25 protein-coding genes are annotated in these 25,990 nt (G+C 60.5%); 17 read left to right on the top strand and 8 right to left on the bottom strand.

Going from position 1 to position 25,990, the window contains the following annotated elements:
* Window positions 1–69: 69 nt before the first annotated feature.
* A complete protein-coding gene (locus G4D79_RS33970) occupies window positions 70–1,089 on the bottom strand; it encodes a cytochrome P450 (RefSeq protein ID WP_214515015.1) in 1,020 nt (339 codons plus the stop codon).
* 174 nt (window positions 1,090–1,263) lie between these two features.
* Here G4D79_RS33970 and G4D79_RS33965 point away from each other — a divergent pair, with 174 nt between their 5' ends.
* A complete protein-coding gene (locus G4D79_RS33965; RefSeq protein ID WP_223304644.1) occupies window positions 1,264–1,893 on the top strand; it encodes an N-acetyltransferase in 630 nt (209 codons plus the stop codon).
* Window positions 1,894–2,653: 760 nt separating this feature from the next.
* Window positions 2,654–3,295 carry a ParA family protein gene (locus G4D79_RS33960; protein ID WP_054186954.1) on the top strand — a complete coding sequence of 214 codons (642 nt, stop codon included), beginning with the start codon at window positions 2,654–2,656 and terminating at the stop codon, window positions 3,293–3,295.
* A 494-nt stretch (window positions 3,296–3,789) separates the two neighbouring features.
* Here G4D79_RS33960 and G4D79_RS33955 read toward each other — a convergent pair whose 3' ends face one another.
* Window positions 3,790–5,019, bottom strand: a complete 1,230-nt coding sequence (locus G4D79_RS33955; RefSeq protein ID WP_064113750.1) for an IS110 family transposase — start codon at window positions 5,017–5,019, stop codon at window positions 3,790–3,792.
* A gap of 373 nt (window positions 5,020–5,392) precedes the next feature.
* Between G4D79_RS33955 and G4D79_RS34890 the strand changes: the two genes are divergently transcribed.
* From G4D79_RS34890 to G4D79_RS33925, 6 genes are all read left to right on the top strand, one after another.
* Window positions 5,393–6,589: a DUF2637 domain-containing protein gene (locus tag G4D79_RS34890; RefSeq protein WP_223304645.1), complete on the top strand. Its 1,197-nt coding sequence runs from the start codon at window positions 5,393–5,395 to the stop codon at window positions 6,587–6,589.
* Window positions 6,590–6,878: 289 nt separating this feature from the next.
* Complete coding sequence (locus tag G4D79_RS33945; protein WP_234552654.1) at window positions 6,879–7,463, top strand: TetR/AcrR family transcriptional regulator; 585 nt, start codon at window positions 6,879–6,881, stop codon at window positions 7,461–7,463.
* 144 nt (window positions 7,464–7,607) lie between these two features.
* Window positions 7,608–8,075: a hypothetical protein gene (locus G4D79_RS33940; RefSeq protein WP_042925544.1), complete on the top strand. Its 468-nt coding sequence runs from the start codon at window positions 7,608–7,610 to the stop codon at window positions 8,073–8,075.
* Window positions 8,076–8,095: 20 nt separating this feature from the next.
* Entirely contained in the window at window positions 8,096–9,451 is a 1,356-nt protein-coding gene (locus tag G4D79_RS33935) for a MinD/ParA family protein (RefSeq protein ID WP_087503868.1), read from the top strand.
* Window positions 9,441–10,028 (top strand): GNAT family N-acetyltransferase, encoded by a 588-nt coding sequence (locus tag G4D79_RS33930; RefSeq protein WP_075835979.1) that lies wholly within the window; start codon window positions 9,441–9,443, stop codon window positions 10,026–10,028. Before G4D79_RS33935 ends, G4D79_RS33930 begins: the two co-directional genes overlap by 11 nt.
* A 130-nt stretch (window positions 10,029–10,158) precedes the next feature.
* A complete protein-coding gene (locus tag G4D79_RS33925; RefSeq protein ID WP_075835981.1) occupies window positions 10,159–10,422 on the top strand; it encodes a hypothetical protein in 264 nt (87 codons plus the stop codon).
* A gap of 166 nt (window positions 10,423–10,588) precedes the next feature.
* Here G4D79_RS33925 and G4D79_RS33920 read toward each other — a convergent pair whose 3' ends face one another.
* Entirely contained in the window at window positions 10,589–11,818 is a 1,230-nt protein-coding gene (locus tag G4D79_RS33920) for an IS110 family transposase (RefSeq protein WP_044480091.1), read from the bottom strand.
* 845 nt (window positions 11,819–12,663) lie between these two features.
* Here G4D79_RS33920 and G4D79_RS33915 point away from each other — a divergent pair.
* Window positions 12,664–13,392 carry a CPBP family intramembrane glutamic endopeptidase gene (locus tag G4D79_RS33915; protein ID WP_214515014.1) on the top strand — a complete coding sequence of 243 codons (729 nt, stop codon included), beginning with the start codon at window positions 12,664–12,666 and terminating at the stop codon, window positions 13,390–13,392.
* 196 nt (window positions 13,393–13,588) lie between these two features.
* Complete coding sequence (locus G4D79_RS33910) at window positions 13,589–13,882, top strand: hypothetical protein (RefSeq protein ID WP_214515013.1); 294 nt, start codon at window positions 13,589–13,591, stop codon at window positions 13,880–13,882.
* An 85-nt stretch (window positions 13,883–13,967) separates the two neighbouring features.
* Here the strand turns inward: G4D79_RS33910 and istB are convergent, their stop codons facing one another.
* Together istB and istA are read right to left on the bottom strand one after the other, a co-directional pair.
* The gene (gene istB, locus G4D79_RS33905) at window positions 13,968–14,759 is read right to left on the bottom strand and encodes an IS21-like element IS1415 family helper ATPase IstB (protein ID WP_003944771.1); all 792 of its coding nucleotides are present in this window, start codon (window positions 14,757–14,759) and stop codon (window positions 13,968–13,970) included.
* Window positions 14,759–16,300: an IS21-like element IS1415 family transposase gene (gene istA / locus G4D79_RS33900; protein ID WP_030538069.1), complete on the bottom strand. Its 1,542-nt coding sequence runs from the start codon at window positions 16,298–16,300 to the stop codon at window positions 14,759–14,761. The genes istB and istA overlap by 1 nt, the downstream gene beginning before the upstream one ends.
* A gap of 290 nt (window positions 16,301–16,590) precedes the next feature.
* On the opposite strand from istA, the gene G4D79_RS33895 reads away from it, so the two are divergent.
* Window positions 16,591–17,436: a hypothetical protein gene (locus G4D79_RS33895; protein WP_147343769.1), complete on the top strand. Its 846-nt coding sequence runs from the start codon at window positions 16,591–16,593 to the stop codon at window positions 17,434–17,436.
* A 30-nt stretch (window positions 17,437–17,466) separates the two neighbouring features.
* Here G4D79_RS33895 and G4D79_RS33890 read toward each other — a convergent pair whose 3' ends face one another.
* On the bottom strand, window positions 17,467–18,063 hold the full coding sequence (locus tag G4D79_RS33890; RefSeq protein WP_118604463.1) for a recombinase family protein: 597 nt from the start codon (window positions 18,061–18,063) through the stop codon (window positions 17,467–17,469).
* A gap of 424 nt (window positions 18,064–18,487) precedes the next feature.
* Entirely contained in the window at window positions 18,488–18,877 is a 390-nt protein-coding gene (locus G4D79_RS33885; RefSeq protein ID WP_214515021.1) for a heavy metal-responsive transcriptional regulator, read from the bottom strand.
* Between the two features lie 106 nt (window positions 18,878–18,983).
* On the opposite strand from G4D79_RS33885, the gene merA reads away from it, so the two are divergent.
* The 6 genes from merA (at window position 18,984) to G4D79_RS33855 (ending at window position 25,722) form a co-directional block, all read left to right on the top strand.
* Window positions 18,984–20,414: a mercury(II) reductase gene (merA, locus tag G4D79_RS33880; RefSeq protein ID WP_214515012.1), complete on the top strand. Its 1,431-nt coding sequence runs from the start codon at window positions 18,984–18,986 to the stop codon at window positions 20,412–20,414.
* Between the two features lie 34 nt (window positions 20,415–20,448).
* A complete protein-coding gene (gene merB / locus G4D79_RS33875) occupies window positions 20,449–21,117 on the top strand; it encodes an organomercurial lyase MerB (protein WP_006898164.1) in 669 nt (222 codons plus the stop codon).
* A gap of 327 nt (window positions 21,118–21,444) precedes the next feature.
* The gene (locus tag G4D79_RS33870) at window positions 21,445–21,993 is read left to right on the top strand and encodes a recombinase family protein (RefSeq protein ID WP_058228275.1); all 549 of its coding nucleotides are present in this window, start codon (window positions 21,445–21,447) and stop codon (window positions 21,991–21,993) included.
* 1,246 nt (window positions 21,994–23,239) lie between these two features.
* Window positions 23,240–23,896, top strand: a complete 657-nt coding sequence (locus tag G4D79_RS33865) for a GNAT family N-acyltransferase (protein ID WP_211919123.1) — start codon at window positions 23,240–23,242, stop codon at window positions 23,894–23,896.
* Complete coding sequence (locus G4D79_RS33860) at window positions 23,893–24,735, top strand: ThiF family adenylyltransferase (RefSeq protein WP_211919125.1); 843 nt, start codon at window positions 23,893–23,895, stop codon at window positions 24,733–24,735. The genes G4D79_RS33865 and G4D79_RS33860 overlap by 4 nt, the downstream gene beginning before the upstream one ends.
* 651 nt (window positions 24,736–25,386) lie before the next feature.
* On the top strand, window positions 25,387–25,722 hold the full coding sequence (locus G4D79_RS33855) for an Lsr2 family protein (RefSeq protein ID WP_249347815.1): 336 nt from the start codon (window positions 25,387–25,389) through the stop codon (window positions 25,720–25,722).
* Here G4D79_RS33855 and G4D79_RS33850 read toward each other — a convergent pair.
* Window positions 25,714–25,962 (bottom strand): hypothetical protein, encoded by a 249-nt coding sequence (locus tag G4D79_RS33850; protein WP_054827584.1) that lies wholly within the window; start codon window positions 25,960–25,962, stop codon window positions 25,714–25,716. The genes G4D79_RS33855 and G4D79_RS33850 overlap by 9 nt on opposite strands.
* Between the last annotated feature and the right edge of the window lie 28 nt (window positions 25,963–25,990).

Raw genomic sequence — 25,990 nt, 5'->3', positions numbered from 1 at the left:
AGGTCACACAGATCAGAGCTTTAGCAGGGCTAATTACACCCTGGAAGTATCCATTCCGCGCGATTACACCTAATTGCCCAAACTGACCTGCAAGGTTGCAAGACTCTGTGTGGCCCAGGACTTTTTGAATGACTGATTGTTGGACTCCTCACATAACTTGAGATTTGTGTAACGTTTCATCAGTACGCGAATGGATTCCATCACCTCGCTCGCGGCCAACGCCGCACCGGGACACGAGTGCCTGCCATAACCGAAAACAACGTCCGGACGTCCCTTTCGACCAGGATCCTCGTTAGCCGATCGCAGTGCTAACACCACCGTTTCCCCTCGTGGAATGGAATGTTCACCTACCTGAAGATCCGCCAGCGGAAATCGGCGCAACGCATAGTTGACGGGAGCTGCGACTTCGATCGCCTCGTCGACAAGCCTGCTCAGCTCAGCGGTGTTTCCCACAATTGCAAGCACTGGTTCGCGAGGCCGGCGCAGGACATCGGCGAGGACAGCTGAAATCAGCGCTGTCACGTTCTCGAAGCCTCCGATGATGGTGGCGAAAGCCAAGGAGATCAATTCCTCCTCAGTGAGTTTGTCAGTTCCATCCCGCGCCGCGATCCAATCGGAAAGCAGGTCAGGCCCAGGATTCCGCCGCTTGCCCTCGACAGCGGCCATTACGAGCATCAACATCTGCCCTAGGGAGTCCCGAATCCCTGCACCGGCCTCCGATGTATCAATACGGAACATCGGTCGCGCGGCTGCCTGGAAAGCTGGCAATTGATCCTCTGGCAGACCCAGCAACCGCCCGATCACCAGCGCCGGAAAGGGCTCGCACCAGTCCTCGACCAAGTCGATCCAGCCGGAATCCGGAAGCGTCGCGACAAGCTCCTCAGCAGTTTTTCGAACGACTTCTCTTTGCGCCGGAAGTCGGCGGGCAGAAAATGCAGATTGCGCGAGGCTCCGCACCCGGCGATGTCGAGCGCCATCCATATTGAGCAAATTCGCGTCTAGCGCGGGCGGGAGGCTTTGTCCGAGGAAACCTGTTGACGAGTCCGCCTTGTCGGCCGACATCAAATTGTCTGCAAGGAGGCGAGTCACCTGGTTGTACCCCCCAACTATCCACACAGGCGAGCCGTCTGGGTAGTGGGATCGATGCACCCCACCTGAATCGGAGCGCAACCAATGATGCACCGTGGAAACGTCAGGGTTCCCGGAAGCAAACGGGCACATGCCAGAACTCATACCGTTCAGTCTGCCAAGGAAGGTTGCACAGTGCCTCAACCAGAAGATGAACGAATGGTGCAAATAGCGAAGTCCGGTCAGCTCACCGTCTGCATTGATGTCCTGGCGCAAGCGTTCTCCGACGATCCCTTGATGGCTTACATCTGGCCAGACGCAACGAGACGCCGCGCGGCTTTATATCGGTGGTTCGCTATCTCGATTCGAGGCCATCATTTTCATTCAGGTCGAGTCGATTTCACCGGGACGTCAGTGAAAGGCATCGAGGCCGTTGCAGTCTGGGATTCCCCTGGCCAATGGCAGACATCTGCGACATCCACGGTGAGGTCTTTCCCGAAATTGCTGTCGGCGTTGCGTACGAGGATTCCCGCCGCACTTCACGTTCGCAAAACGCTCGACGCGCACCATCCTGACAGGCCTCACTGGTATCTGTCCAACATCGGCACATTGTCATCGGCCCGAGGACAAGGGCTTGCTGGCGCACTACTAGAGCACCAACTTGCAGAATGCGATCGCACTGAAACGCCCGCCTATCTTGTTTGCACGATGGATCGCAATATCGGCCTCTACGAACATTTCGGGTTTACCGTCACCGAAGAGTTTTCGCTTGAGCCCGCCACTCCCCTATGGAGTATGTGGAGGGAACCCGCGCACCAGCGGTGATCAACCTAGCTGTCGGGAACGCCCGGAGTTTCACACGACCAAGCCCGCAGCATGCAACAGCCCGCGTTTCCGCTCATCCATCACAGCTCTACCCCGGCGGAGGGCGAAGATGGAGTGACAGTTTTGGGGCCGTCACGGCGCAATGTCCGCCTGCGATCGTTCGATACGCAGCTGTAGAACACGGCCCGATGCATGCAAACGGCGAACGGTCGGTCAGAGGTTCCACCGGAAACTAGTTTTTTCGAACTTTGCGCTCTCAAAGTTTCGTCCCCGGGAGAAGCGTGATTGCCCTCGTTTTTTGAGCAGAGCCTGGAGCTATCCTGGCGTCCTGATCTCCCCGACCAAGCCTTGTGAAGCACTTGAACAGGCATTTTGCATACGTAGATGCGGATGTCCGTATCTACGGAGATCCGCTTAGGGTGGCGACCGAAACGTGGTACAAGTCGGGTATTCACCCCCGCGGCAGCTGGGCCCGCGCAAGCGGGGGCGAGGTGCGGGCTCAGGGACTGAGATGCCTCACTTCGATTTTGCACAGATACGTAGACGCGGCGATGCGGAAATACGGAAATGCGATTATGCGGAAAGTCGTGTACGCTGAAATACGCGTCTCCGCATCTACGGAATAGCGGAGAGGCGCATTTCCGTATTTCAGTGTCTCCGTAGTGATGTGTCACACCATCCGTCTTTGATTTCGACGACTTGAACGCAGCACTTCGGGAATGGTTCGGGGGTCTGCTGCAACCACTCGGAAGGAGTGCAAATGCTTGTATTCACAGTCACGAACCTCAAAGGAGGTTCGACCAAGACCACGACGGCGGCCTACCTGCTGCACGCACTGCACGAGGCCGGCCTGAACGTGTTGGGCGTGGACGCGGACGGCGAGAACGAATCGCTCCTGAACTGGCAAACCCTGGGGGATTGGCCCTTTCCGGTGATCGGAATGCCGGTGAACAACCTGCACAAGCAGCTGCCCGGCATCGCCAACAACAAATACGACGCTGTCGTTATCGATACGCCGCCGATGAAGGAGCAGCGGGGAATCGTGCTCTCGTCGATGCGAATTGCAACCCACGTCATTTGCCCTCTCGCGCCCACCACCATGGAATTCAGCAGGTTGCCCGCAGTTCGGGAACTGCTCGAAGAGGCAAGTGATTTGCGAGGCGACGGAGCAGCAGACCCGATCTTTGCGGTGCTTCTCACTCGCACCATTCCGAACGCCAGTTCGACCGAAGTGTTCCGCGAAATGATCACTGAGGCGGGCGATCGCGTGCTTAAGGCGACAGTAGGCCGGCGAGAACAGTTCGCGCAGGCATTCGGTCTCCCGATCGACAATGCAGCAAACACCGCCTACGGCGATGCAGTAGAAGAGCTCTTGGAAATCGGAAACGAGGATGCGGCATGAGTAACGCCAAGGACCGGATTCGCGCAAGCGCCGAGAGGGCGCAAAGTGCAGCGAAAAGGGTTCCCGAACCAACACCTGGCGTGACCGATGAACGGGAACAGCCCGTTGCGGTGGAAGACGCTCAGGCTGCACCGAGAAAACGCGAGCAAAACGTCGTTCCTCCCTTGCAACGGAGTGTGCGCAAAAACGTGGACTTGTCACCGGACCAGAACGACAGGCTCGGAGACTGGCAGCGCGCCGCAGCCAGAGACTTGGGAGTTGCTCGAGTGACTGCCCAGGAGATTCTTGTCGTTTTGGTTGAACGTCTATTGGCTGACGAAACCCTCAGTAACCGGGTGAAACGTGACGTTCTCGCTCGACGCTGACCCATCTGCGTATTTACGCATATCCGTAGATGCGGATATACGTTAAAGCTGAAAGGAGCCCCACCGGGAGGCAACCCGGCGAGGCCCCAGACCGGGAACCCGTGGAAGACATCTCACGGGGTGTAGGAGTCAAGCCGCGATCGGTAGGGGAGGTGGGAATGCGTGCAGTTCGTCGAAGAGTTCGCGGGTGGTGAGGCAGTGGTGGAGTTGGCCGAGGAATCGGTTGAACAGATGTCGTTGAGCTTGATGGTTCCAATCTCCGCCAGCGCGGCGAGCGTCGAAATGCCGTCTGGCTCCGGGGGATGCTTGGAGGGCGCTGAATGCCCAGATTGTTCCCGCTGCAGCCAGTCTCCGGTTCTTGACGTGCCGGTGCAGGACGAAGGTTTTCTTCCCGCTGGCGCGGGTGATCGGGGCGGCGCCGGCGTACGCCTTGAGGCCGCGGGCGGTGACGAATCGGGTGCGGTCGTCACCGATCTCGGCGAGTACTCGGGCTCCGGCGAGTGTGCCGAGCCCGGGGAAGCTGGTGATGATCTTCGCATCCGGGTGCTCGGCGAAGAGCACGCTGACGTGTTCGGCGAGGGTCTCGGCAGCTGCGCAGGCGGCATCGAATTGCTGCAGCAACGTCATCAGGCTGATTCCCATCGCCGCTTCGATTTGCGGTGGCTGGCGAAGCTCCGGGGCGCGCATGATGCCCCGCAACCGTTCGACGTCGCGGTCGATGTATCGGGAACGTCCGGCCCTCTTGAGCGCCGCCCGAAGTTGGGGCCGGGTCAACGCGGCAGCTGCGGTCGGAGTCGGAGCGGCAGCGAGCACGCTGCGGGCATCGGGGCGGGTCAATCCGTCTTCGAGAGACTGAAACGCGACCAGAGCTGCTGGGTAGTACTCCTTGAGGAGCGAGCGGATCTCGTTTTGGAAGCGTTGCCGAGACCAGACGGCGTCCTGTTGGGCGCGGGCAAGAACCCGAATGGCCAGCGCAGTGTCGGTGTCGGCCGGCAACGGACGGTGTGCGCCGGCGTCGGTGCGCACGATGTTCGCCAGCATGACCGCGTCGGCGGAATCGGATTTCGATCCGGACACCGAATGCCGGGACCGGTACCGCGAGGCGGCCAGCGGATTGATCGGGTAGATGACCCGGCCACTCGCACGGAGCGCGGCGATCCACAGGCCGTGATCGGTTTCGATCCCGACCGGGATCAGATCCTGGGCGGTGTCGCCGGCTTCGGCGAACGCCTCGAGCAGTCGGGCGAACCCGACGGCGTCGTTGCTGACGCGTCCGCGGCGCACGACGTCACCCAGGTCGTCGAGGATCGCGAAGTCGTGATGGTTTTCGGCCCAATCGATTCCGCAGTACAGTCCCACCGCGCCTCCCAATGTCGATGTGCAGGTTGCGAACCCGTGTGGTGCACGCGGCGACCTAATTGCAGGACTCGACGGTCCGTCATCTCACCAGCCGTTCGTGACACCAGCGCACCGCAGGGCACTCGATCTGCCGAAGAGCTCACGGCTCGGGAACACAGAAGAAGAGATCACCCCTGCGGCGGGCTCGTACCACGACATCTCACCACGCCAGAAGGTGCACCGCCCGGCGCTGCCTCTCTTCCAGAAGGCGTCGCATGCGCCGGGAAAACCCTGGAGTCCGCCGGGCAGTGCACCCGCAGAAACACCAGAGCAGCGTGAGCGTTACCGCTCCGTCGGTCCGTGCTTCTACACACCAATTAGGAAAAACCCGATCATGAACGACTTTAGCCTCCGGGCTGCCCGCATCCAGCTAGGCGCATTGCTCGCCGCACTGGCACTCGCGATCGTTATTGCGCTCGGCATCACCACCGGCGCATTCGTACTTTCCTTCGCCGTGCAACGTGACCTTGCCAGGCAAGCACTGATCCCCGAAAACCTGACGTGGATTTTCCCGGCGATCGTCGACAGCGCAATCCTCGGCGCCACCATCGCCATCGTCATCATCAGCAAGCTCAAGATGAACCGACGCGACAGAGGCTTCTACATCGCCCTCGCAGTCAGCGTTGTGGTGATCAGCATCCTGGGCAACGCATTCCATGCCTACAACGCAGCCGTCGACGCCCGCCAGTTCGTCGACGGTGGGGGAGACCTCGGATTCATTCCACTCGCCCCGGCCATTGCAGCTGCCCTCGCAATCATCCCGCCGGCCCTGGTCTTGGCGTTCACCCACGGCATCACCGTCCTCGTGAAGGCTGTCGGAATCGCCTACGCCGCATACCGAGAGCTCGTCGATTCCCATGCTCAGAATCTCCAGCCAGTTGCATCAGCGGAGAGCATTACACCAGCGGAAGGCGCTGTACAAGCCGACATTGCCACGGAAGCCGAGGCTAGCGCCGCAAAGACGCAGATCGACGCCCACCGTAGCTTTCACGCTGTCCTTGTATCCGCATCGAGTCGAAACGCAGTCGCGGGCACAGGGGCACTCGCAACCTTGGCGCTGCTGACGGTCCAAGGACCCATCCAGGCGGCCGGTGCAGGCGCGGCCACGGCTGCGGCATGGTGGCTACTGCGCTGGCTTGCACGACCGGCAACGGCAGTCGCTCAGACCTCGGGCGATGAAGAAACCGGCCTCGACTTTGCGCCCGCTTTCGAGACGGTCAGCAGCAGTGATGCAACAGCAACCAGACCGACAGCCACGCCTACACAAAACCTCAGTGCCTTGAAGAAATTCATCGCAAACTCGGATCTGCCGGAAACCGTGAAAGACACCGCAGTCCGGAAGCTCACGAACCTGAACCTCACGTGGGAGATGATCGCTCAGGAGTCGAAGCCACCAGTTGCGATATCGACAGCATGGCGTCGCTACCAGCAGTTCGAAAAAGAGGCCCGTGCAGCAGGATTCACGAGGCCGCCGTTGCCTGACCTTCGGTCTGCCGAGTATCCGCTGGAGAGTGAACTCGTCAACATTTGACCAGGTCTCACCAATAATGTCCGCCCGTCATCACGATCAGTCAGGGCCGATCGCCATCCGGTGTGATCGTGACAAACAGGCAGAAAAACCCTTGGGCACACGAATATTTGCAAATTGGAGAGGCCTCGCGCCTCAGCGGAAAAGCCAGATACATAAACAGAGGTCCTGGCAGTGCTCACTACACCACCAGGACCGAGCCACAGAAAGCCCTGTGACCATGAGCAATACTAATCGCCCCCACATCGGCCGACCCACCGTTAATACCGCACGAAACACGCAGGCCCGAGCAGTGCGAACACGAGAAGCGATCGTCTCCGCCGCCGCACACCATTTCGATGCTGACGGCTACGGCGCAACTAGTATGAACGCCCTCCTCGCGTCAGGAACAATCACCAAAGGCGCTATCTACCATCACTTCCCGTCCAAAGAAGCCGTCGCACAACAACTTGTCGCCGACTGGAATCACGCCGTCAACGGATCCATCAGCGAGGCAATCGGCACAGGGAGGCCGGCAGTCGACCAACTGACGGCGATCTTCACCTCCCTTGGTGACGGGATCGCCGCGGGTACCAACCTGCGTGCCGGAATGAAGCTCACTCTCGAACCCACCATCGACAACGGGGCAGCGTTCGCACACTGGGTCGATACTCTTAGCGACATCGTCGACACCGCCATCGCAGACGGTGAACTCCCCGACACCCCCGCTGCACACCGACTTGCATGGAACTTGTGCGCCGGCACTGTCGGAGCCGCGCACGCATCAGTGATTCTCCGGGAAGACGTTGGTCTCGGTGATCGAGTCCACGATGTGGTCAGCGCGCACCTGGCCGCATTCTCTGAGGGGACACCTAGCGAACCTCGCTTGTCGAGCTGAAGCTAGCAACTGAAGTTCGGAAACAAGCCGGACCTGGCTTCGTCGTCGCATATCTACTCGGATGTGATTTGGATACAGTGGATGCACATACGTTCCGGTCAGGAGTGAAGTTCGCTCCTGACCGGAACTGGAAAGGGAGCATCCATGGACAGGTCCACGACAGACCGAGGCGACGAATCCCTCGCCGCCGAAGCGGGGAAGGGGGCGAACTGGAAACGCAAGAGGGAAAGTTTCAGCTGCACCAAAGAAATCTGGGACCACGCCAAGACAGCATGGAGCGTGGTGCGCAGCGACTATCCGGCATGGACGGAATGGTTGGAAGCAGCATTGAGGGAAAAAGCAGCTTCAGTGCAAACCCAGCTGACTCCGGGTGACGATTCTCCTCTACCGCGGGCGCCATCACGACTGCCAACCGGGCGACGTGAGCCCGCTCTCGAACCCGTCGACCGCGAGCGCAGGTCCTTCACCTGTGCGCCGGCTGTCTGGTCCGATGCCCGCGCTGCCTGGTGGGCTCAGAGTCCGGACTATCCGTCGTGGTCGGACTGGGTCGAAGAAGCAATCGTCGAAAAGACCAAGAAATCCGACAAGAGCACCACTACCACCACACACTGATCGAGAACAGGATCCCTGTCATGGCGAAACAACCACTACCCCCTCCCGTAGTGCCTCCGTGGATGCAGCAACCCACACCGGCCGCTGAGACTCCCACAGACACGTCAGGTCCTCGGTACCAAGACCTCGATGCGTTCATCAGCGAGGTGACCTCGCCGATCGACTTCGTCGAGGAAGTGAGCCAGCCGTCCGACGCTACAGACGAGCAGCCGCTTATCTCAGACGACGCGTCGAAGGCACCTACACCCGCCTCGCCACCATCCGGTAAGAGCGCACTCATGATGCCGACAGGAGTTTCACCGTCAGCGGTCTGGGCGACCTCCAACGCGGCAGACGTCTTCTCCTCTCACAGCTCAGGCGAAGCGAAATACCGCGCAGCGAGTAGTAGTAACGAGACGAACTGGCGAGTCGACAGAACACAGGCGATAGCCGAATCCGGTTGGCGGCGCTGGTTGTTCTTCGCATCAGCGAAGACCGTGAACCTGGGGGAGAACCCCGCAGACATCGCGCACCGTGAACTCACCCGCCGATTGCAGCGACCGATCGATGCCGATTTCAAACTCGGTATCGTCCAACTCAAGGGAGGTGCAGCGAAAACGACGACCGCCATCGGCGTCGGAAATGCCTTCGCTGAGGTACGCACCGATGCAGTACTTGCCGTCGACGTCAATCCCGATCGTGGAAACCTTGCACGCCGCACCACATCCCGCACCGACGGAAGCGTATTCACCCTTCTCGATGCGCCCCGCCCACAACGCGTGCACGAAATCCGCACACACACCAACCAGACGCCGGCGGGACTGGAAATCCTTGCCTCCGCGCAAGACCCAGCGACTGCACAGTCCTTCTCCGCCGCCGACTACGACCAGATCCTCGATGTCGTCAAAGACTTCTATTCTCTGATCATCGCGGACTGCGGAACGAACATCACCCATCCTGCGACACAGGCCGTGCTCGCTCATTCCGATGCGCTGATCATTCCGCTCGACGCCAAACAGGATTCTGCGGATGAAGCAGTCGCCGCGATCGACTACCTGCACAGTGCCTACGCCAAAGATCCCGACACCAACCTCCCCGTCACGGATGAGAACGGGCATCGTCGTTGGCTCTACCGGCATCTCCTCGCACGCACCATTGTGGTCGTCTCGCATCAACGCCCCGGCAAACGTCCGTTCGACGTCGACAAGTCCCTTGCCTGGTTCCAGGAACGGGTACACGAGGTCCATGTCATTCCCTACGATCCGCATCTCGAGGAAAGTGCCGAAATCTTTCCCGATCGTCTAAACCCCGCCACCACCTCGGCATATCGAGGGTTGGCGGCGAAAGTCGCCGATCTCTTTCCTGTCCACTCGCGGGCGTTGACTCGTGTCGGCTGACCTCGGTGACGGTGCGTCTCCGGTCATCGAAGAGGTTGCCGACGACAGCGGGCTGCGTTGGATGGGGCGACTGTTCGCATCCACCATTTCCGGCGTCACCCCGCAGTCTGTTGGGACCATTGCTGCGCAGCACGAGCACGACCCGGACTGGGTCAAGCTCGCCATGCGAGACGAGGACCGCCGTGTCATTGCAGCTCTGAGTTCACATCTTCCCCTCACCCTCGCACAAGGTGCGGCCCGTTTCGTAGACGAGGACGCCGGATACCAGTTGGCTTTACGGACACGAGTACTCGAACACCTCGCCGTCCATCCGTCACATCGAGGACGCGGTTACGCGCGGGCGCTCTTAGCGAGGGCAGAGGAGCTTCATCGCGGCCAAACCGACGTCGATCTGTGGTTCGGGTTTCTCGACGAACGCGAACGCGGTGCCGCGGCCTTCTACGACGAATTGGGTTTCATCAGAGTTGAAACGCCCGCCGAACTTCCCGCTCCGGCACATGTTCTCGAACACGCCACGCTCGTTCGGCGAGGACAGTGGTTTTACAAACTGCTCATCGCACCCAGTCCGACCACGTAGAACACCGCGATTGTCAGCGGGTGTGTGTCGGTGGACCGCGGTAGAAATTCACAGTGCGGAGTATCAAGTTCGACTCGCAGAGTGCTCGCTGATCCGGTGAACGCCTGCGCCACAGGCACGTAGGAGCGTCATGGAAATCTTGCTGGTCTATCCGATCGTGGCTGCCGGCGTTGCTGTGCTGGTCCTGATCGTCAAGCGCCGAGAGCGTGCCATCCGGCGCGCCACGCCGCCGTGGGTGTACTGGCAACGAGGCCAGTACGTCACCGACCTCAACGCCCGCCGCACCAGACGGAACCGCACAGCTGTCGGCGCAGTGCTCGGTATCGCCATCGTGGCACCGCTGATGGCGCTCGCGGGCTTCGCCGGCACCGCACAACGAACCCGCCGACACTGACCATTCGCTTGTAACCCAGGGGGACTAGATGAATCACGGCATCGCAACTTTGGAGCACGAGGATTACCTGCACCGTGTAGAGGAGCTTTCGCGCGCAGCCGGCCGAAGCGCTCCACCTAACGTCGAATTCGGTGCGATCAAGAAAGACATCTCAGGAAGTTAACAGTCAAGCCGCGAGCACGAGAGGAGGTGGGAAGGCATGGGTTTCGTCGTAGGTTTGTCCGGTTTGCAGGCAGTGGTGGAGTTGTCCGAGGAATTTGTTGAACAAGTGGCGTTTGGCTTCTTGGAGCCAGTCACCTTTGGCTCGGCGCGCGTCGTAGTGCCGCCGCGCTCCGGGCGAGGATTTCAGCGCTGCCATCGCCCAGATCGAACCGGCGGCGGCGAGACGCCGGTTCTTGATGTGCCGGTGCGTAATGACGGTCTTCTTGCCGCTGGCGCGGGTGATCGGCGCGGATCCAGCGAAGGCTTTCAATCCACGAGCGTCGTCGAATTTCGAGCGGTCGTCACCGATCTCGGCGAGCACCCGGGCGCCGACCACTGGCCCCACGCCGGGGAAACTGGTCAGGATCTTCGCGTCCGGGTGTCGGTGAAAAGTCTCGGTAACCGCCTCCGTCAGGTCGGCAACCGCAGTACAGATGGCGTTCAGCTGCCCGAGCAACGCGCTCAGTTGCCGTCCCATCGCTTCTTCGATCATGGCGGGCTGACGGAGGTGCTCGGCGGTGAACACCTCGCGCAGGCGCCCGGCGTCCCGATCGAGATATCGCTGGCGGCCGGCTTTGGCCATCAACTTTCGCAATCGGGCCGGAGTCAATGTGGCCGCCTGGGCAGGGGTGGGAGCAGCGGTGAGGATCATCCGGGCATCGGCTCGGGTGATGCCGCCTTCGAGACCGGCGAAGGCTTCCAACGCTGCCGGGTAGAACTCCTTGAGCAGCGCGATGACCCGGTTGGTGACCTGTTGCCTGTTCCAGATCGTGTCCTGCTGCGCGCGAGCGAGCACCCGCACACTCTGGGCCAGCTCGGAATCATTCGATCGTGGGCGATGCTCGGGCAGGTCGGTGCGCAGGATATTCGCCAAGGTGCGGGCATCGACCGCATCGGACTTCGCTCCGGAGACGACATGCCTGGACCGGTAACGCGAGGCCGCGAGCGGATTGATCGGGTAGACCTGCCTTCCCGAGGCGGTCAACGCCGCGACCCACAGACCGTGATCGGTCTCGATGGCCACCGGCACCGGCTCGTGCGGGTCCTCACCGGCGTCGGCGAGCATGGCCAACAAGGCCTCGAATCCCGAGGCGGTGTTCTCGACCCTGCCGCCGGCCACCAGGCGGCCCGTGTGGTCGACGACCGCGATGTCGTGATGATCAGTGGCCCAATCGATTCCACAGAACAAACTCATTCGTTCCCTCCGTCTGCTCGATACGATGCCCGGCACCGGGCAGGGGCCACGCGGCACCCTAATCGCAGGACTCGACGGTCCGTCATCTCAGTAGCCGTCCGTGACTCCAGCACACCGCAGGACCCCCAGTGCTTTCCGAAGAGCTCTACGGCTCGGGAGAACTCATACCGGGGTGAACCCTGCGGTCGGCAGGGGCAACGCCATCACACCACCGAACACCAGATCACTGCTACCGGGGCGCACCGTTCTTTCGTGAGACATCGAATGTCCGGGCAACAACAGGCGTCGCCCCGACAGCAGCACCAGAACACAAACTGTCCCTATACGGGGTCAGCTCCTATCCCAACTACCGATTAGGGCAACCGGTATGGGCGCTGCGCCGGAGCCAGAGCATCAAGATCGACCCTGGGCGGATAGCAAGCGCCGACAAATACGGAAACGAACACTCCCAAGTGATGCTCGCCCGAGCCTTGTTGTCGTTGGCCCACCGTAGCTGGCCATTTCTCGTTGGCCTTGTCCCCGCAGTTGTGTGTGCTGCGGCAGCGATCGGGCTCCTGCTGTCATATCGGCCGACAGAGTCAGTAGCGTCGAGCTCAGAGCTTCTTTCGATTCATCCACTCGTCATTCCACTGATATGCGCTGCTGTGTTCTTATATGTTCTCGCGGCCTGGGTCGATGACCGCATCAGAGACCGCAACGTCGCGAGCCTTGTCGGTAAAGATGCTGTGGTGCAATGGATTCGTTCATCCGCACCCATGTGGGAGCGCCGGTCGCGAATCATAGCTGTCGGCGGAACGCCGACCATTCGACGTGCTACACACCCGGTTCCGAGGCCCCGCACAGAATTGAGCTGGCAGGCGACGATCGCAGTCATTGCCGTGATCTGGACGGTGCTGTACGCGAATGCGACAGTGGGTGCGATCGGTCAACTCATTGAATCGAGGGTCGGCCCGGACGACACCTCCACGACCTGGGCCGCAGTGCTGTCTGTTACGCGCCTGATCGTCAGTGCGGTTCTGGCTGTGGCGATCCTGGTCGTCGTCAAGAACTGGCGCAACCTCACGTGGACGCAACTCGGAATCCCTTATCAGCGGTGGTTGCACGGCAGGTGGGAGCGCACAGAACTGGTCAAGAGTCGGAGGAGAACAACGAGATCCGCATTCGTCGGATTCTTCGTTGCCGTCGGTGCGGCGGCGTCGATCAGTTTGATTGTCGGCGGTATGGATGCCGATCAAAACATCGGCTCCGGAAATCTTTTCGTCGCTGTCATCCAGTGCATTCGCGCCGGGATATTCGAGGAAATCGGGATGATCGCGATTCCGGCTGCGCTCGTTCTCTACCGAACACAGATCGACCGGCCAGCCGGAAACAAGTGGCCGATCGTAGCGCTTGTCGTCGGGTCAGGAATTGCCCGGGGTGTGCCCCACATCTACTACGGCCCAGGCGCATTGGTTTGGGCGTTCACCTGGGGTGCGGTCGTGATGATCGTCTTTCTGCGCACCCGGCGCATCCTGCCGATCATTGCCGCACACATCACGTGGGACCTCTGCGTTACCGCGATACTTCAGTTGTAGTCGGAAGGCACGAAGGGCGAGTGGACAGCGTCAGGATCGACGACGCACACTGTCCGCGGGATTGGTAACGGTTGCTGAACGCTGGAGCGCGTATCGAAGTGGTGAGGCGAAAAATATTGATTCTCACTACCATTGGGGACGTCAAAGTACACCAACTCGAAGAACGAGACAGACAAGGATGACGACGATGCCCTCTATGCCCAGCATCCAACCCGTAGAACACTGGTACGCAAAGCTGAGAGAAACCAAGAATGCACGCAACACCTGGATCGAAATCATCGGCTGGGAAAGAAATTACGACCAGGACAACAAGCCTGTCGTCTATGCGTGGCTCAATGCCAACCCGCCCGTTCGGAGCGACAAGTTAAGCAATGTCTTGAGCACCCATACGATCGAGGAGTATGAGCGGTTGACTCCGGACAAGCTCGCCAAAACGACAGGATTCAGCGAATTCACCTGGCTGTCAATGGCCACGAAGTTCTCCCCGTAGGCGGCCAGTAGTTCTCCCCGCTGGTGGCCACGGGTTCTCCCCGGTGGCGGCCAGTTGTTTTTCCCCACCCGCTTTCTGATTTGGGTTAGCTGAAGGGCTTCACCCCCTTGCCGGTGGTGGCTTCGGTGAGGCGGAAGGAGTCGCCGTCGGTGACGACGACGTGCGCATGGTGCAGGAGCCGGTCAACGGTGGCGGTGGCCAATGTTTTGGGCATGATCTCGTCGAAGCCGGAGGGGTGCAGGTTGCTCGAGACGGCAATCGCTCGGCGTTCGTAGGCAGCGTCGACGAGGCGATAGAATCCTTCGGCGGCGTCTTCAGAGACCGGGAGCAGACCGATGTCGTCGACGATGATCAGGTCGGAGCGGATGATCCTCGTCAGGGCTCGGGCGATGGAGTCGTCGGCACGGTGCCGGCGGACCAGGGCACCGAGGTCTTCGATGGTGAACCAAGACACCGCCAGCCCAGCTTCGACTGCGGCCTGCCCGAGTGCCTCGGTGAAGTGAGACTTGCCAGTTCCCGAAGGCCCACAGACGCAGAAACATTCACGCCGCCCGACCCACTCCAGGGTGCGGAGCGCGTCCTGGGTGGCGCGGGGAATCGACGATTTCGTTTCGTCCCAGTCGCCGAAGGTCTTGCCGGTAGGGAAACCCGCGCGTTTGCGGCGAGTGTGCAGGTTCGCCCGGTCCCGGCCGGCGGCTTCCTCAGCGAGGAGAACCCGCACGACTTCGGCGGGGTCCCAGCGTTGGGCTTTCGCGGTCGGGATGATATCGCTCAAGGACCTGCGGATATGGGGCAGTTTCAGGCGTTTAGTCAGGTCGATCGCCTCGGCCAACGGGTCGCCGTTAGCGCTGGTAACAGTGCGCAAAGGGGTGCTCATCAGGCGTCATCGCTTTCATCGTCAGTAGTGGCTGGGCTGGCCGGCGCTGGTGTCTGGCCGAAGGTGGACCAGGCGGCGGTGCCCGGTTGCAGAGTGTGGTTCTCGCTGCGACGGACCGGATCAGCGTGTTCGTGGGTGACTTGGTAGTCGAGGATCGAGATCAGGTCCCGATCGGCGAACCGGCCGGTCATCGCCGCCGTCCCCAACGCTCTGTCGACTGCGTCCGGGGAGTGCAGCTTCGAAAGGTCCACGGCCTCGGCCATCTTCGCCCTGATGCGGCGCGCTCCCGCGGCGGCAGCCTCGACCAGCCAGCTGTTGGCACCCTGGCCCAACTGTAGGAAGGCGAGCTCGGCGGCGGTACGAGGCTTGGGCACCCGGTCGGCGGCGTCGCGGTCTGGGCGGGGTGGGTAGTGGTCGTTGTCGAGGACCGGTGAACCGGGTTGGCCGCGGCGGTGCCGCGCGACTTCGACTGCACCGCCATCATTGTCGACGGCGGTCACGATCAGCTCCTCACCATGGAAGCGGGCCCAGACCCGAGTGTCGATCAACGTGTGCGGCACCGAATACCGCACCCCTTCCACCGAGATCGTCGACTCCCAGTTCACCCGCCGGGTAGTGCCGAACACCGCGGTGAACGGAGATTTCGGCAGCGGATGCAGCCGCTGCAACTCTTCGGCCAGCCGCTCGACCGGCCGCCGCCGAGTAGAGCTGTGGACGCGGGTGTTGACGTCGGTGCAGAACTGCCGGCAAGCCGACTCGAGCTCACCGAAAGAGTGATACTGCTCGCGCAGGTTCACCTCCTTCGGCAACAGGTCGGCTTTGGCGATCCGCACCGTCGCCTCACTTCCTCCCTTCGACTCCGGATCAGCAGGTAAACACGTCCGCAGCGTCGTGCCGTAATGCCGTGCCACCTCCACGATCTCCGGATTGCGGACCGCGATCCCGGCCACGTGATCGATCGTCGCGGTCTTCTCGTTGTCGGTGAGGACATAGACCGGAACCCCGCCCAAGCGGCGGAATGTCGCATCCAAACACGCCGCCACCGTCGGCAATGTCTTGTCCCAGATCGGGATCACCACCCGAAATCGCGACCACGCCAACCATGCGCAGAACAACGTCGTCTTCCGGCCGGAAATCGTTGGCCCGTCACCGAAGTCGTACTGTAACCACAGCCCAGGTTCGGTTACCCACGGCCGATACACTCGCCGCCGACCAGCCCGAAACTGGGCCTTCGCCTCCGCGACCGTCCGGCGCGTGGTCCGCTCACCGCCGGTGAACCCCAGCGCGACGATCCGTTCGTGGATGACATCCGCGCGGACCTTGCCCTGCGAGCGGACCACCAACTCCTCGATCTTCGGCAGAAAGTCGTCGATCGCCCGCGCTCGATGCCGCCGGCGGTCCGGCGGCTGCCCCGCAGCGCGCATCTGCACATACCGGGCCACCGTGTGGTGATCACACCCAGCCAGCTCCGCCGCCGCCCGATAACTACCCGTGAGGTCGTACGCCTCCAAAATTTCCATGATCTCCCTGCTCGATTTCATCCACCCAGCGTTGCCGGGACCGAATCTGACTCACAGCAGGTGGGGAACTATCTGGCCGTACGCGGGGAGAAACCATGGCCACAAAATGCGCCATAAATGGCCGCCAGTGGGGAGCTTACGATGGCCGTCGACACCTGGCCTCGACCTTCACAGCTCGCCTCGAAGCTGGCTTCCCTTCCAACGCCTCACTGAACCATCCCCACCGTCCCAACCCGACTGTGCGCCGTATGCAAAGAGCGTGAGGAACCGTGCACCCTGACAACACCGATTCGCGCATTCTCGTCACCACGATGCGCGAGGCCGTCGCCGAAGCTCGCGCGAAGACCGAACAGGCGGTGGCGGTCGAACGCGCCATCAGGGATATGGCTGTGGCGACCTTGGTCAGTCACGGCGAAACCCTCACATCAGCACGCCGAAAAGCCGGTGTGACATGGAGTGAGTCCCTCCAGGAATCGTTGCAACGTAACAGGATGCAGGTGGTCGGGCGAATCAAAAGGCGATTCACCCGTCAAAAGTTCAGGGTATGGAAATTCGATGCCAACGATCCCGCAGAGAAAAGGAGGCGGGACCGTGCCCGAGAGATAAGTGAAGCGATCCACCTCATTTGGACACCGGCAACGGTCTACACCTCGGACTGGTCAGAAGACTATGAGGTGGCGGGGAGCGCGAGCATCGTTCGCTTGCATCAGATACCTCATCCTTTTCGGGCGCATCTCAATGCAAGCGGTGCGCAATTCGTGAATCATCGCACCGGGGAGAAGATCATCGTCTATTCCCTGGATTCGATCAAAGGTGCCAGACTCAACCAGCAGGGTGACCGTCCGCAGGACTGGGATCATCGCGGCGCCTTTCGAGTCGAACGGATCTCGGTCGACGGAACACGATCGCCAATGACCATGCAGGAAATCGGGTTGCCTGAGGGGGTCGAGCAGTTCGGTTACGGTTGGGAACCTCCGCGGCACCCGGAGCGCGAGTCTTTCGCCCGTCTCGATGCGGCGATCCACGCTACCTACCGCATCATCGCGCAAAGCAGCCTGACCTCGGCAAGTCTTGCTTGGGCTCTGCACCGCCGATCCGCTTTCGGTGAACCGGAGAAGCCATTGGACCTGAGACCTCCGCGATTTTGGCGCGCGTAATGGCCAGAGTCTCCGCGCAGCCGGTGTCGCTCAGCTGACGGATAGCATTCCTGCATCGCGTTCCGTGCGGGCCAACTCGATGTTTGCGTACAGCGCGGATCTCTTCAAACCTGTGTTCCTGCACAATGTTTCAATCTTGAACTGCCCGGTCTCATAGGTTTGCAACAGGTACGCCCGTTCTTCCGGGGTGAGTTTGTGCTGGCGGCCCTTCATTTTGCCGGCCGCAGCCGCCGCCGCAACAGCATCCCTCGTCCTGCTTCTTATGAGGTCTGATTCGAATTCGGCCATCAGTCCGAGGACGCCGATGAACATCTTGCCCATCGGATCGGTCGGGTCGTAGATCTTCCCGTCGATCGACAACGCCACGCCCTTGTCCGCCAGTCGCCCCACAGTCTCGTGGAGATCGCCCGCCGACCGAGAGAGTCGATCGAGTTTGGTGACGCAGAAGATGTCGCCTTCGCGGGCAGCGTTGATCGCGTTGTCGAGTCCGGGCCGCCGAGTCTGCCGGCCGCTGATTCCGTGATCGACATACACCCGATTGCGTGCGATGCCTTCCTTGACGAGAAGGTCGACCTGAATCGACGAATCCTGTGCGGCCGTACTCACACGTGCGTACCCGATCTTCATTCCGCTCCCGATTTTCGCCGTTCAGACGTCTCGCAGACAAACTGTCCGCTAGAAACTATGCCATACCGGACAAATCCAACGGACATCTAAATCGGACGAAATCACGAAAATTTCACCACGTCAATTTTGTCAGTTTCAGAAGGTGACTGCACTTTTCAGAAGACGACTGCACGTACAGCGAAGGGCATCGTCACCAAGTCATTCCCGGTCTGACTGCTGAACCACTCGAGCCCGGGATTGATCGGGCATACCTATCGAAGCCGCCGTATCCATCAACCGATCGTTTGGCGGACACGAACCACAGTGACTGAATGTGTGACTCTCGGATGTCATTTTCAGAAGCCGACTGCGCTATCCCTATCAGGCATCGAGCGAACCAACTGCAGCCGGTCGCCGTGACTCCCGTGGATCTCAGGGTTCGAGATCAGATGTAGCGACAAACCTGGTCGGCAGAGCAAGTGCTCGGCTCTGGTTTGCTCGCGTTCGCGTGAAGTTGGGAGATGGTCTCCCTGAGGACGAGAAGCTCTGCGATCTGGGCATCGAGCGCGTCGAGCCGCTCGCCTAGCAGACTCTGGACATGTGAGCACGGCGCTTGGCCGTGCCCACGGATTTCCAGGATCTGCCGGATTTGGGCGAGGGTCAGCCCGGCCGCTTGGCCCCGATGGATGAACCCGACCTGGCCCACGGCGTCGTCGGTGTAGTCCCGGTAGCCCGAGGCCAGTCGTTCCGCGGGAGAGAGGAGCCCGGACTCCTCGTAGAACCGCAGGGTCTTCGTCGTGGTGCCGGTCGCCTCCGCGAGTTGCCCGATTCTCATGTGCGCCGAAGCCCCCATCCGTGATCGCCAGACTTGACCTTCCATCGTACTGGAAGGTTGATAATAGCTGACAGGAGTTCCTGAGTCACGGCGAAGAGGTGTCTGAATGAGCGGCGAGCAGTTCGATTTGGCGATTGTCGGCTCCGGGGGCGGGGCCTTCGCGGCCGCGATCCGGGCCACAGGACTGGGCAAGCGTGTCGTGATGATTGAGCGCAGGACTATCGGCGGGACGTGCGTGAACACCGGGTGCGTGCCGTCGAAGGCTCTCCTGGCTGCCGCGGAGGCCCGCCACGTCGCGTCGGACTCGGCCCGCTTCCCTGGTGTGGCGGCCTCGGCCGGGCCGGTGGACATGCCGGCGCTGATCAAGGGCAAGGATGCTCTGGTTGAGAGCATGCGAGCGGAGAAGTACGTCGATCAGGCCGCCATCCACGGGTGGGACATGGTCGAAGGGGAAGCGTCGTTCACCGGAACCCCGGACGCGCCATTGCTCCAGGTCGCCTCGCCCGGCGGCGCGCTGCGGACGATCGAGGCCGAGCAGTACCTCGTGGCCACCGGCTCTGCGCCCCACGTGCCGCACGTTCCGGGACTGGTGGAGGCCGGGTATCTGACGTCTACCACGGCGATGGAGTTGGACGAAGTGCCAGAGACATTGCTGGTTCTGGGCGGGGGCTACGTCGCGCTGGAGCTGGCGCAGTTGTTCTCCCGGCTGGGCTCCCGAGTGACGATGCTGGTCCGTTCCCGGCTGGCCTCGCATGAGGAGCCGGAAGCGTCCGAGGCGTTGGCCGGGGTGTTCGCCGATGAGGGGATTCGGGTGGTCCAGCAGGCCGCCGTGAACGCCGTGGCACGCGACGAGGACAGCGGAGAGATCGTCGTCTCCGCAACAGTGGACGGCGGGCAGGAGACTTTCCAGTCCGCGAAGCTGCTGGTGGCCACGGGGCGACGGCCCGTCACCGCGGAGCTGAACCTCAACCAGGTCGGGGTGGAGACCGGCACGTCCGGCGAGATCGTGGTGGATTCCCGGCTGGCCACATCCAATCCGCGAGTCTGGGCCGCCGGGGACGTGACCGGACAGTGGGATTTCGTGTACGTCGCGGCGGCACACGGCGCTCTCGCGGTGGAGAACGCGTTCACCGACACCGTCGCCGTGGTCGACTACCGAAACTTGCCCCGCGTCACCTTCACCAGCCCCGCCATCGGGGCGGTCGGGATGACCGAGCAGGAAGCTGTGTCCGCCGGGATCTCCAGCGTCAGCAAGGTGCTACCCCTGGAATTCGTCCCGCGGGCGCAGGCCAACCGGGACACCCGAGGCTTCATCAAGGTCGTCGCCGATAGCGACAGCGGGCAGATTCTGGGCATCTCCGCTGTGGCAAAGGACGCCGGGGAGCTCGCCGCCGCCGGCGTCTACATCCTCGAGGGGGCAATGACGACCGCGCAGGTCGCCGCCGCGTGGAGCCCCTATCTCACGATGACCGAGGGCATCCGGATCGCCTGCAAGGCGTTCACCACCGACGTCACCAAGCTCTCCTGCTGCGCGTGAGCCCGCGACCCCGCCTCTGAAACAAAGGAATCACATGACCGCCATCGACGAGAAGACCCTCGCCTATCTGCTGTCCCCCTCCAGGTCAGGGCTCGACCCGAGCCTGTTCGTGCCGCTCCTGCGGCTGCTGGCCGAGGGCGAGCCCGTCACCATCGCCGAACTGGCCACCGCCAGCGGACGGAGCGAGAACACGGTCCGGCGGGGACTGTCCTCAGTCCCCGACGCCGAGTACGACGACGACGGCCGCATCCTCGGCCTGGCCCTGACTCTGCGGCCCACGCCACATCGCTTCACGGTGGCGGGGCGGCAGCTATACACGTGGTGCGCGCTGGACACCCTCTTCTTTCCGGCACTGATCGGGAAGGCCGCGACGATCGAGTCGACCTCCCCAGACAGCGGGATCTCCGTCCGGGTGACGACAGGCACCGACGGCACGATCACGTCCGTGCAGCCCGACACCGCCGTCCTATCCCTCTTGATCCCGGACCACGACGGCCCCGTTCGGTCCTCGTTCTGCAACCAGGTGCACTACTTCGCCTCCCGCGAGGAGGCCCAACCGTGGCTGGACGCACACCCCGACGGCGAAGTCCTGGACATCGAGGCTGCGCATCGGGTCGGCGCCGCCGTCGCATCCTCGATGCTGGCGCAGGCCGACACCGCTGATCTGGACTCGGTCACGCAAGACGCCTACTCCGCGCCTTGACACCTACCGCGCGGAGGCAGCACACGAAAGCTCCGATAAACCCCGGAGAACGGCGCGATTCGTCTGATGAATGAAGTGACCATCTCCGATGGCTCGGTCGTATGTGCAGAGCAAAACCCTGACCCCGACCGCCTCGCAACCCCCATTGCATAGTTATGCGCCACTTCGGGTCGTCTCTCATTCGTTCGTTTATCGGACACTGCCGGACCCATATCGGCGAGTTCGGCTGACCTTTCGTTATCGAATCGTTGACTGTCGCAAAACCCGTCCGAAAACCTACTGTCTCTCAATACTTACTGTCGTTGAGTTCTGCAACACTGTGCCCTTGTGAGCACACTTTTGGGGTACGCGAGGGTATCGACCGCCGATCAAAACCCAACTCTGCAGACGGACGCTCTGACGGCCGCGGGTTGTTACAAGATATGGACCGACGTCGCATCCGGCTCGAAAGACGATCGCCCGGAACTGGCCGCAGTCATCGAACACCTTCGACCTGGCGACACCTTGGCCGTGTGGCGCCTGGACCGGCTCGGTCGAAGCCTTCCCCACCTATTGGAAACGGTTGCCCGCCTCGAATCGATCGGCGTCGGGTTTACCTCCCTCACCGAAGAAATAAACACCACCACCTCCGGCGGCCGGCTTATCTTCACCATTTTTGGCGCTCTGGCCGAATTCGAACGAAATCTGTTGAGGGAAAGGACATTTGCAGGTTTGGAAGCGGCGAAAAAGCAAGGAAGAACCGGTGGCCGACCACCTGTGCTCGATGATAAACAGAAGGCAATCGCCCGCAAGATGAAAGGTGCCGGCGTTTCCATGACCGCCATCGCCGACACCCTCGGAGTCGCCCGATCAACCCTGTACCGCAACGTCAGCTAGACGGTTCGTGCACAGCACTTCTGAACACGGAATGTCAGAAGACGACTGCACGCGGCATCAAAAATGCAGATCATAGTGCAGTTGTCTTCTGAAACTGACAAATTTCACGCAGAAGCCCGTTTGAGATCGTCCGGTATGACGATGGTCAAAACGCACAACCAAACCCGCAGGAACGACTTGAAAGCGTTGCGGTTGCTGGAATCCCGTCGGGAATCAGGAATCAGGAGTCGGTCGGTCTAGCTTGGGTGCCCGCCGGTGCTTTCTGGCCTATCGCACCACGGCTAGATTCGATCCTCAAGGGAACAGGCTGGCCTATGGAACGGTCCGTTTTGTCGGGCGTGGATACTAATGAGGACCATTCAGCGCCCTTTCTGAATGAATGCAGAACGATCACAGTGGATATAGTTTTCTAGAAGGGTTGTGAGCGGCCGGAGGTGGTCGACCTTAAGGATGGGGATATGCAGGTTGATGTCGAAGTTTGATAGCGAGGATGTTAAACGAGATTTTTCAGGAAATTGACGTTAGCGTCAAGGCTTGTGCTGAAGCTTGAAAATCAAAGCGTTCCGAAGGTTATTTAATATCCGTAAATATCTCGGATGCGGGCATGTGGAAAAATTGAATTTACATGAAAGGATATTCCACATGCCCGACCATTTAGCTGGGAATTACGTCACGAGAGCGATTGAACCCGCACCTAGCAGTGCTACAATTGCTGCAAAAGGCGTTAATATTATAGCCATAAATATATTAAATATGGGCATGTTGAACCGCCTCTTCCGCCTTGGTGCGTGATTGGGCTAGCGCTTTGGATGTTAGCATGATTTTTTCTTCTAGCGATGCTTTTCGTCTAAGATTGATCGACCAGTTTCCGTGAGTTTGGGGATCTTTGCTTCCGTGATCGGGACTCGTTCGGTGGCCCCAAATCTCACTCGTACGTTCGTTTTCCGTGACTTGTCGACCCTCCGCAGCCGGGTTTTGCAGGTCCGAAGGGAAACGCACAGGAATGCTGAGTGAAGAGAGGATCTGTTAGCCGCGACCGATGTCTGCGCTCTCGGTTCCTGCCGGGGCCGGCCCATAAGACGGTCCGGCAAAGCGAGACCACCGCAGGATGTTCATGTCGGTCATGTCATTCAAACGGAGGATATTGCTCAACGAATATTTGTGAGATCATTTTCCGGCAGATAAGAATCTGCGTATCAACTACTCCGGGTCTTTAGAAGATAGCAATCGAAAGTGAATTTCATTAATGCCAATTTTTCGTTACGAAGTAGTCGAGAATCAGAGCGGTTTGGTCACATGGTCCGCCTTGCGGGCTCGATTGTATCTGGACTCGGGACTGATCAATCACGAAGATCTGGATGAGTTCGGGCTCTACACCGATGAATACGACCGGCATTCACAGCATCACATCGTGTATGCCGGATCAGACAGCATCGAGCCGGTCGGAACCTGCCGCGTAATCGACGGCCGCACAACGAACCTGCAGGTGGCGAACCACTTCGAGATTTCGGTGGCGAGCAACGCGTTCGAGATTTCAGGGTTTGCTGTCGCAAAAGAGTATCGGAAGACCTTCATCACTCTGGGATTTTACAAAATCATGTACGCCGTTGCGACGGATCGGAAGTACGAGTTCGCATACATGGAGGTCGAGTTTCCGTTTCTTGACGCACTGCGAGAAATCGGGCTTCCTGTAGAAGTGTTGAGCTCTCCGCGGCACCTCTACAACACAGAGAATGTCGCTGTTCGCATTCGCGTAGCTGATGTGGTCACTTCTTTGAAGTCCGCGGACGCCCGTCGAAACAACCTGACACGATTCGGCGAATTTTTCGAGGAGCCGTTCCAGGGGATCGTGGACACCGCAGACATATTCAGCGAAACCAGAGTGCCGGTTGCACCCCGATGATCGAGGCGTCGCGGGCCTCATGGCTAGACCGTAATTCGGGGCTCATTTCGTCAGAGCAACAAGAGTTACTGGATGCGGCCACCGTTCTGGTCGCAGGTGTCGGCGGAGTCGGCGGCAGAGTCGCTGAAGTACTTGCACGGATGGGTGTTGGCCGACTGAAATTGACCGACCCGGACCACTTCTCTCCAACGAACCTCAATCGTCAGGCTGCATGCACGAGTGAAACGCTCGGGAAGAACAAAGCAGAAGTCGTTGCCGAATTGTGCCGGATTGCGGCACCAGGTGTCATCGTGTTGTCGAATCCCGACGGGGTAACGGCCGAGAACGTGGCAGAACTGCTCGATGACGTGGATGTCGTGATCGACGGGACCGATTACCTGCATCCGGAACTCGGAATACTCATAGCGCAACAGGCACGCCGGCGAGGTATTCCTGTGGTCCTTGGCGTCGAAGTCGGGTACAGCGTCTGGGCGACGTCATACCTGTCCACGGCAAGCACGTTCGAGGAGATGTTCGGCTACAAACGCGACTGTGCTCCTTTCGGCGTGAAAGCGGCGCCGTTGTGGCGGTGGATCGTCTCTGTTCCCCGGTACGTACGCTTGTCCGAGTTGCGGCGTCTGGCGCGTGGTGAAATCCAAGCGCCGGCAATCGCTCCCGCCGTCGAGTTGAGCGCTGCAGTTCTATCGACCATGGTCTGCCAACTTTTGTGGGGGCAGCGTCCCCAAGCGGCGGCTCCGCGACTGTTCAGGATCGATCTGATGACAGGCCGTAGCCGGGTCACCCGGCATTCACGAGTGCGGTTCGCCTTGTCCTTGGTGGCGGCTGTGTTGACGCACTGAGCAGGCATGTCAGCACAGCCTTGGTGTTCTCGTATGGTTAGCCAGAGCCGATTCGATGTGCACGGATGGACTTGTCTACTGGATTCCGGATTCGGTGAGGGCTCTGAACCTGATATTTCGGTCGGAGAGATTTTCCACGGGCTGCAGTAGATGGGGGAGTAAACGGCCAAGGCGGTCCAGGCCGCACCACAGGAGTGTTCCCGTCATCGAAGATGAGAGGGCAGGTCGGTCAGTTGTGGGCGGGTTTCGTCGCGACGCTCGCATAGCCCAAGAGTTCACCCATGAGGCAGCAGCGTTCCAGAACTTACCGGCTACCCATACAATGAACCATTCGTTTTGGACACGAGTTCCGAAACATGCTCTCTCCCAGCTCGCTGAAGATCGTTCCCTGCGTTCATAAAGGGAATGTTTATGACACATCGTGCGGGGATGGCGAAAATCGGGTCCGATCGACTGCCAAGACCGAAATGAGTGTGTTCGAGGCCGCCGGCGGGTGGGCGGTCGGCGCCGGTAGGAGTGTCCTGAATTATCAGATATTGCGGATAATATGAACTGGACATTCATCCAACATGTAACGAAGAGGATTCCTGTGGCCGAAATATTTATTCGTCAACTTATCGACGATCTCGACGGAAACCCATCGACACCGGATTGGGGCACGAAGTCACCTTCTCCTATCAGGGCGCCGACTATCGGATTGATCTTCGACCCGGCAATGCCGACAAGATTGAAGCTGCGTTTGCCCCATATGTAAAGGCAGCGGAGAAGGTCTCTTCCGCAGGCAAAGCCCGTGCGAAGACCTCCTCTGCGACCAAGCCGTCAGGCTCCGGTCGATCAGCCGAGCAACTCAAAGCAGTGCGGGAATGGGCCAGCAAGAACGGCTTCGACGTCTCCCCGCGCGGAAGGGTCAGAGCCGACGTCATCGATGCTTCGACGCCGCACACTGAGGCTTGTGAACAGCATCGTCGTTTGCTGATATCAAGCTAGTTCGAGACCGCCCTCGGCGGCGAAGACCAATCGACCGTCATCGAGGGCGATCGCCCACCGTTTCACCGGTGCCCAATCCCGGCCCAGGTCAGTGTCGTCGATGACGGTATCGGCGAAGTCCTCGACCACGATACCGACCTGCGGTTTGGTATCGCGAGACCGCGATCCGGAGGTCCGGATCACGGTGACCCTGGAACCGACTGCGATGGGATCGGTAGGTTGAGCGTCAGAGTCGGGCATAGACCTGATTCTGGCAGAGACGCCGCCA

The organism is Rhodococcus sp. WY5, from assembly GCF_018588185.1.
Taxonomy (GTDB): Bacteria; Actinomycetota; Actinomycetes; order Mycobacteriales; family Mycobacteriaceae; genus Rhodococcus_F; species Rhodococcus_F qingshengii.
Note: the sequence above shows the minus strand (reverse complement) of the source record. Positions and strands in the feature narration are given on the sequence as shown.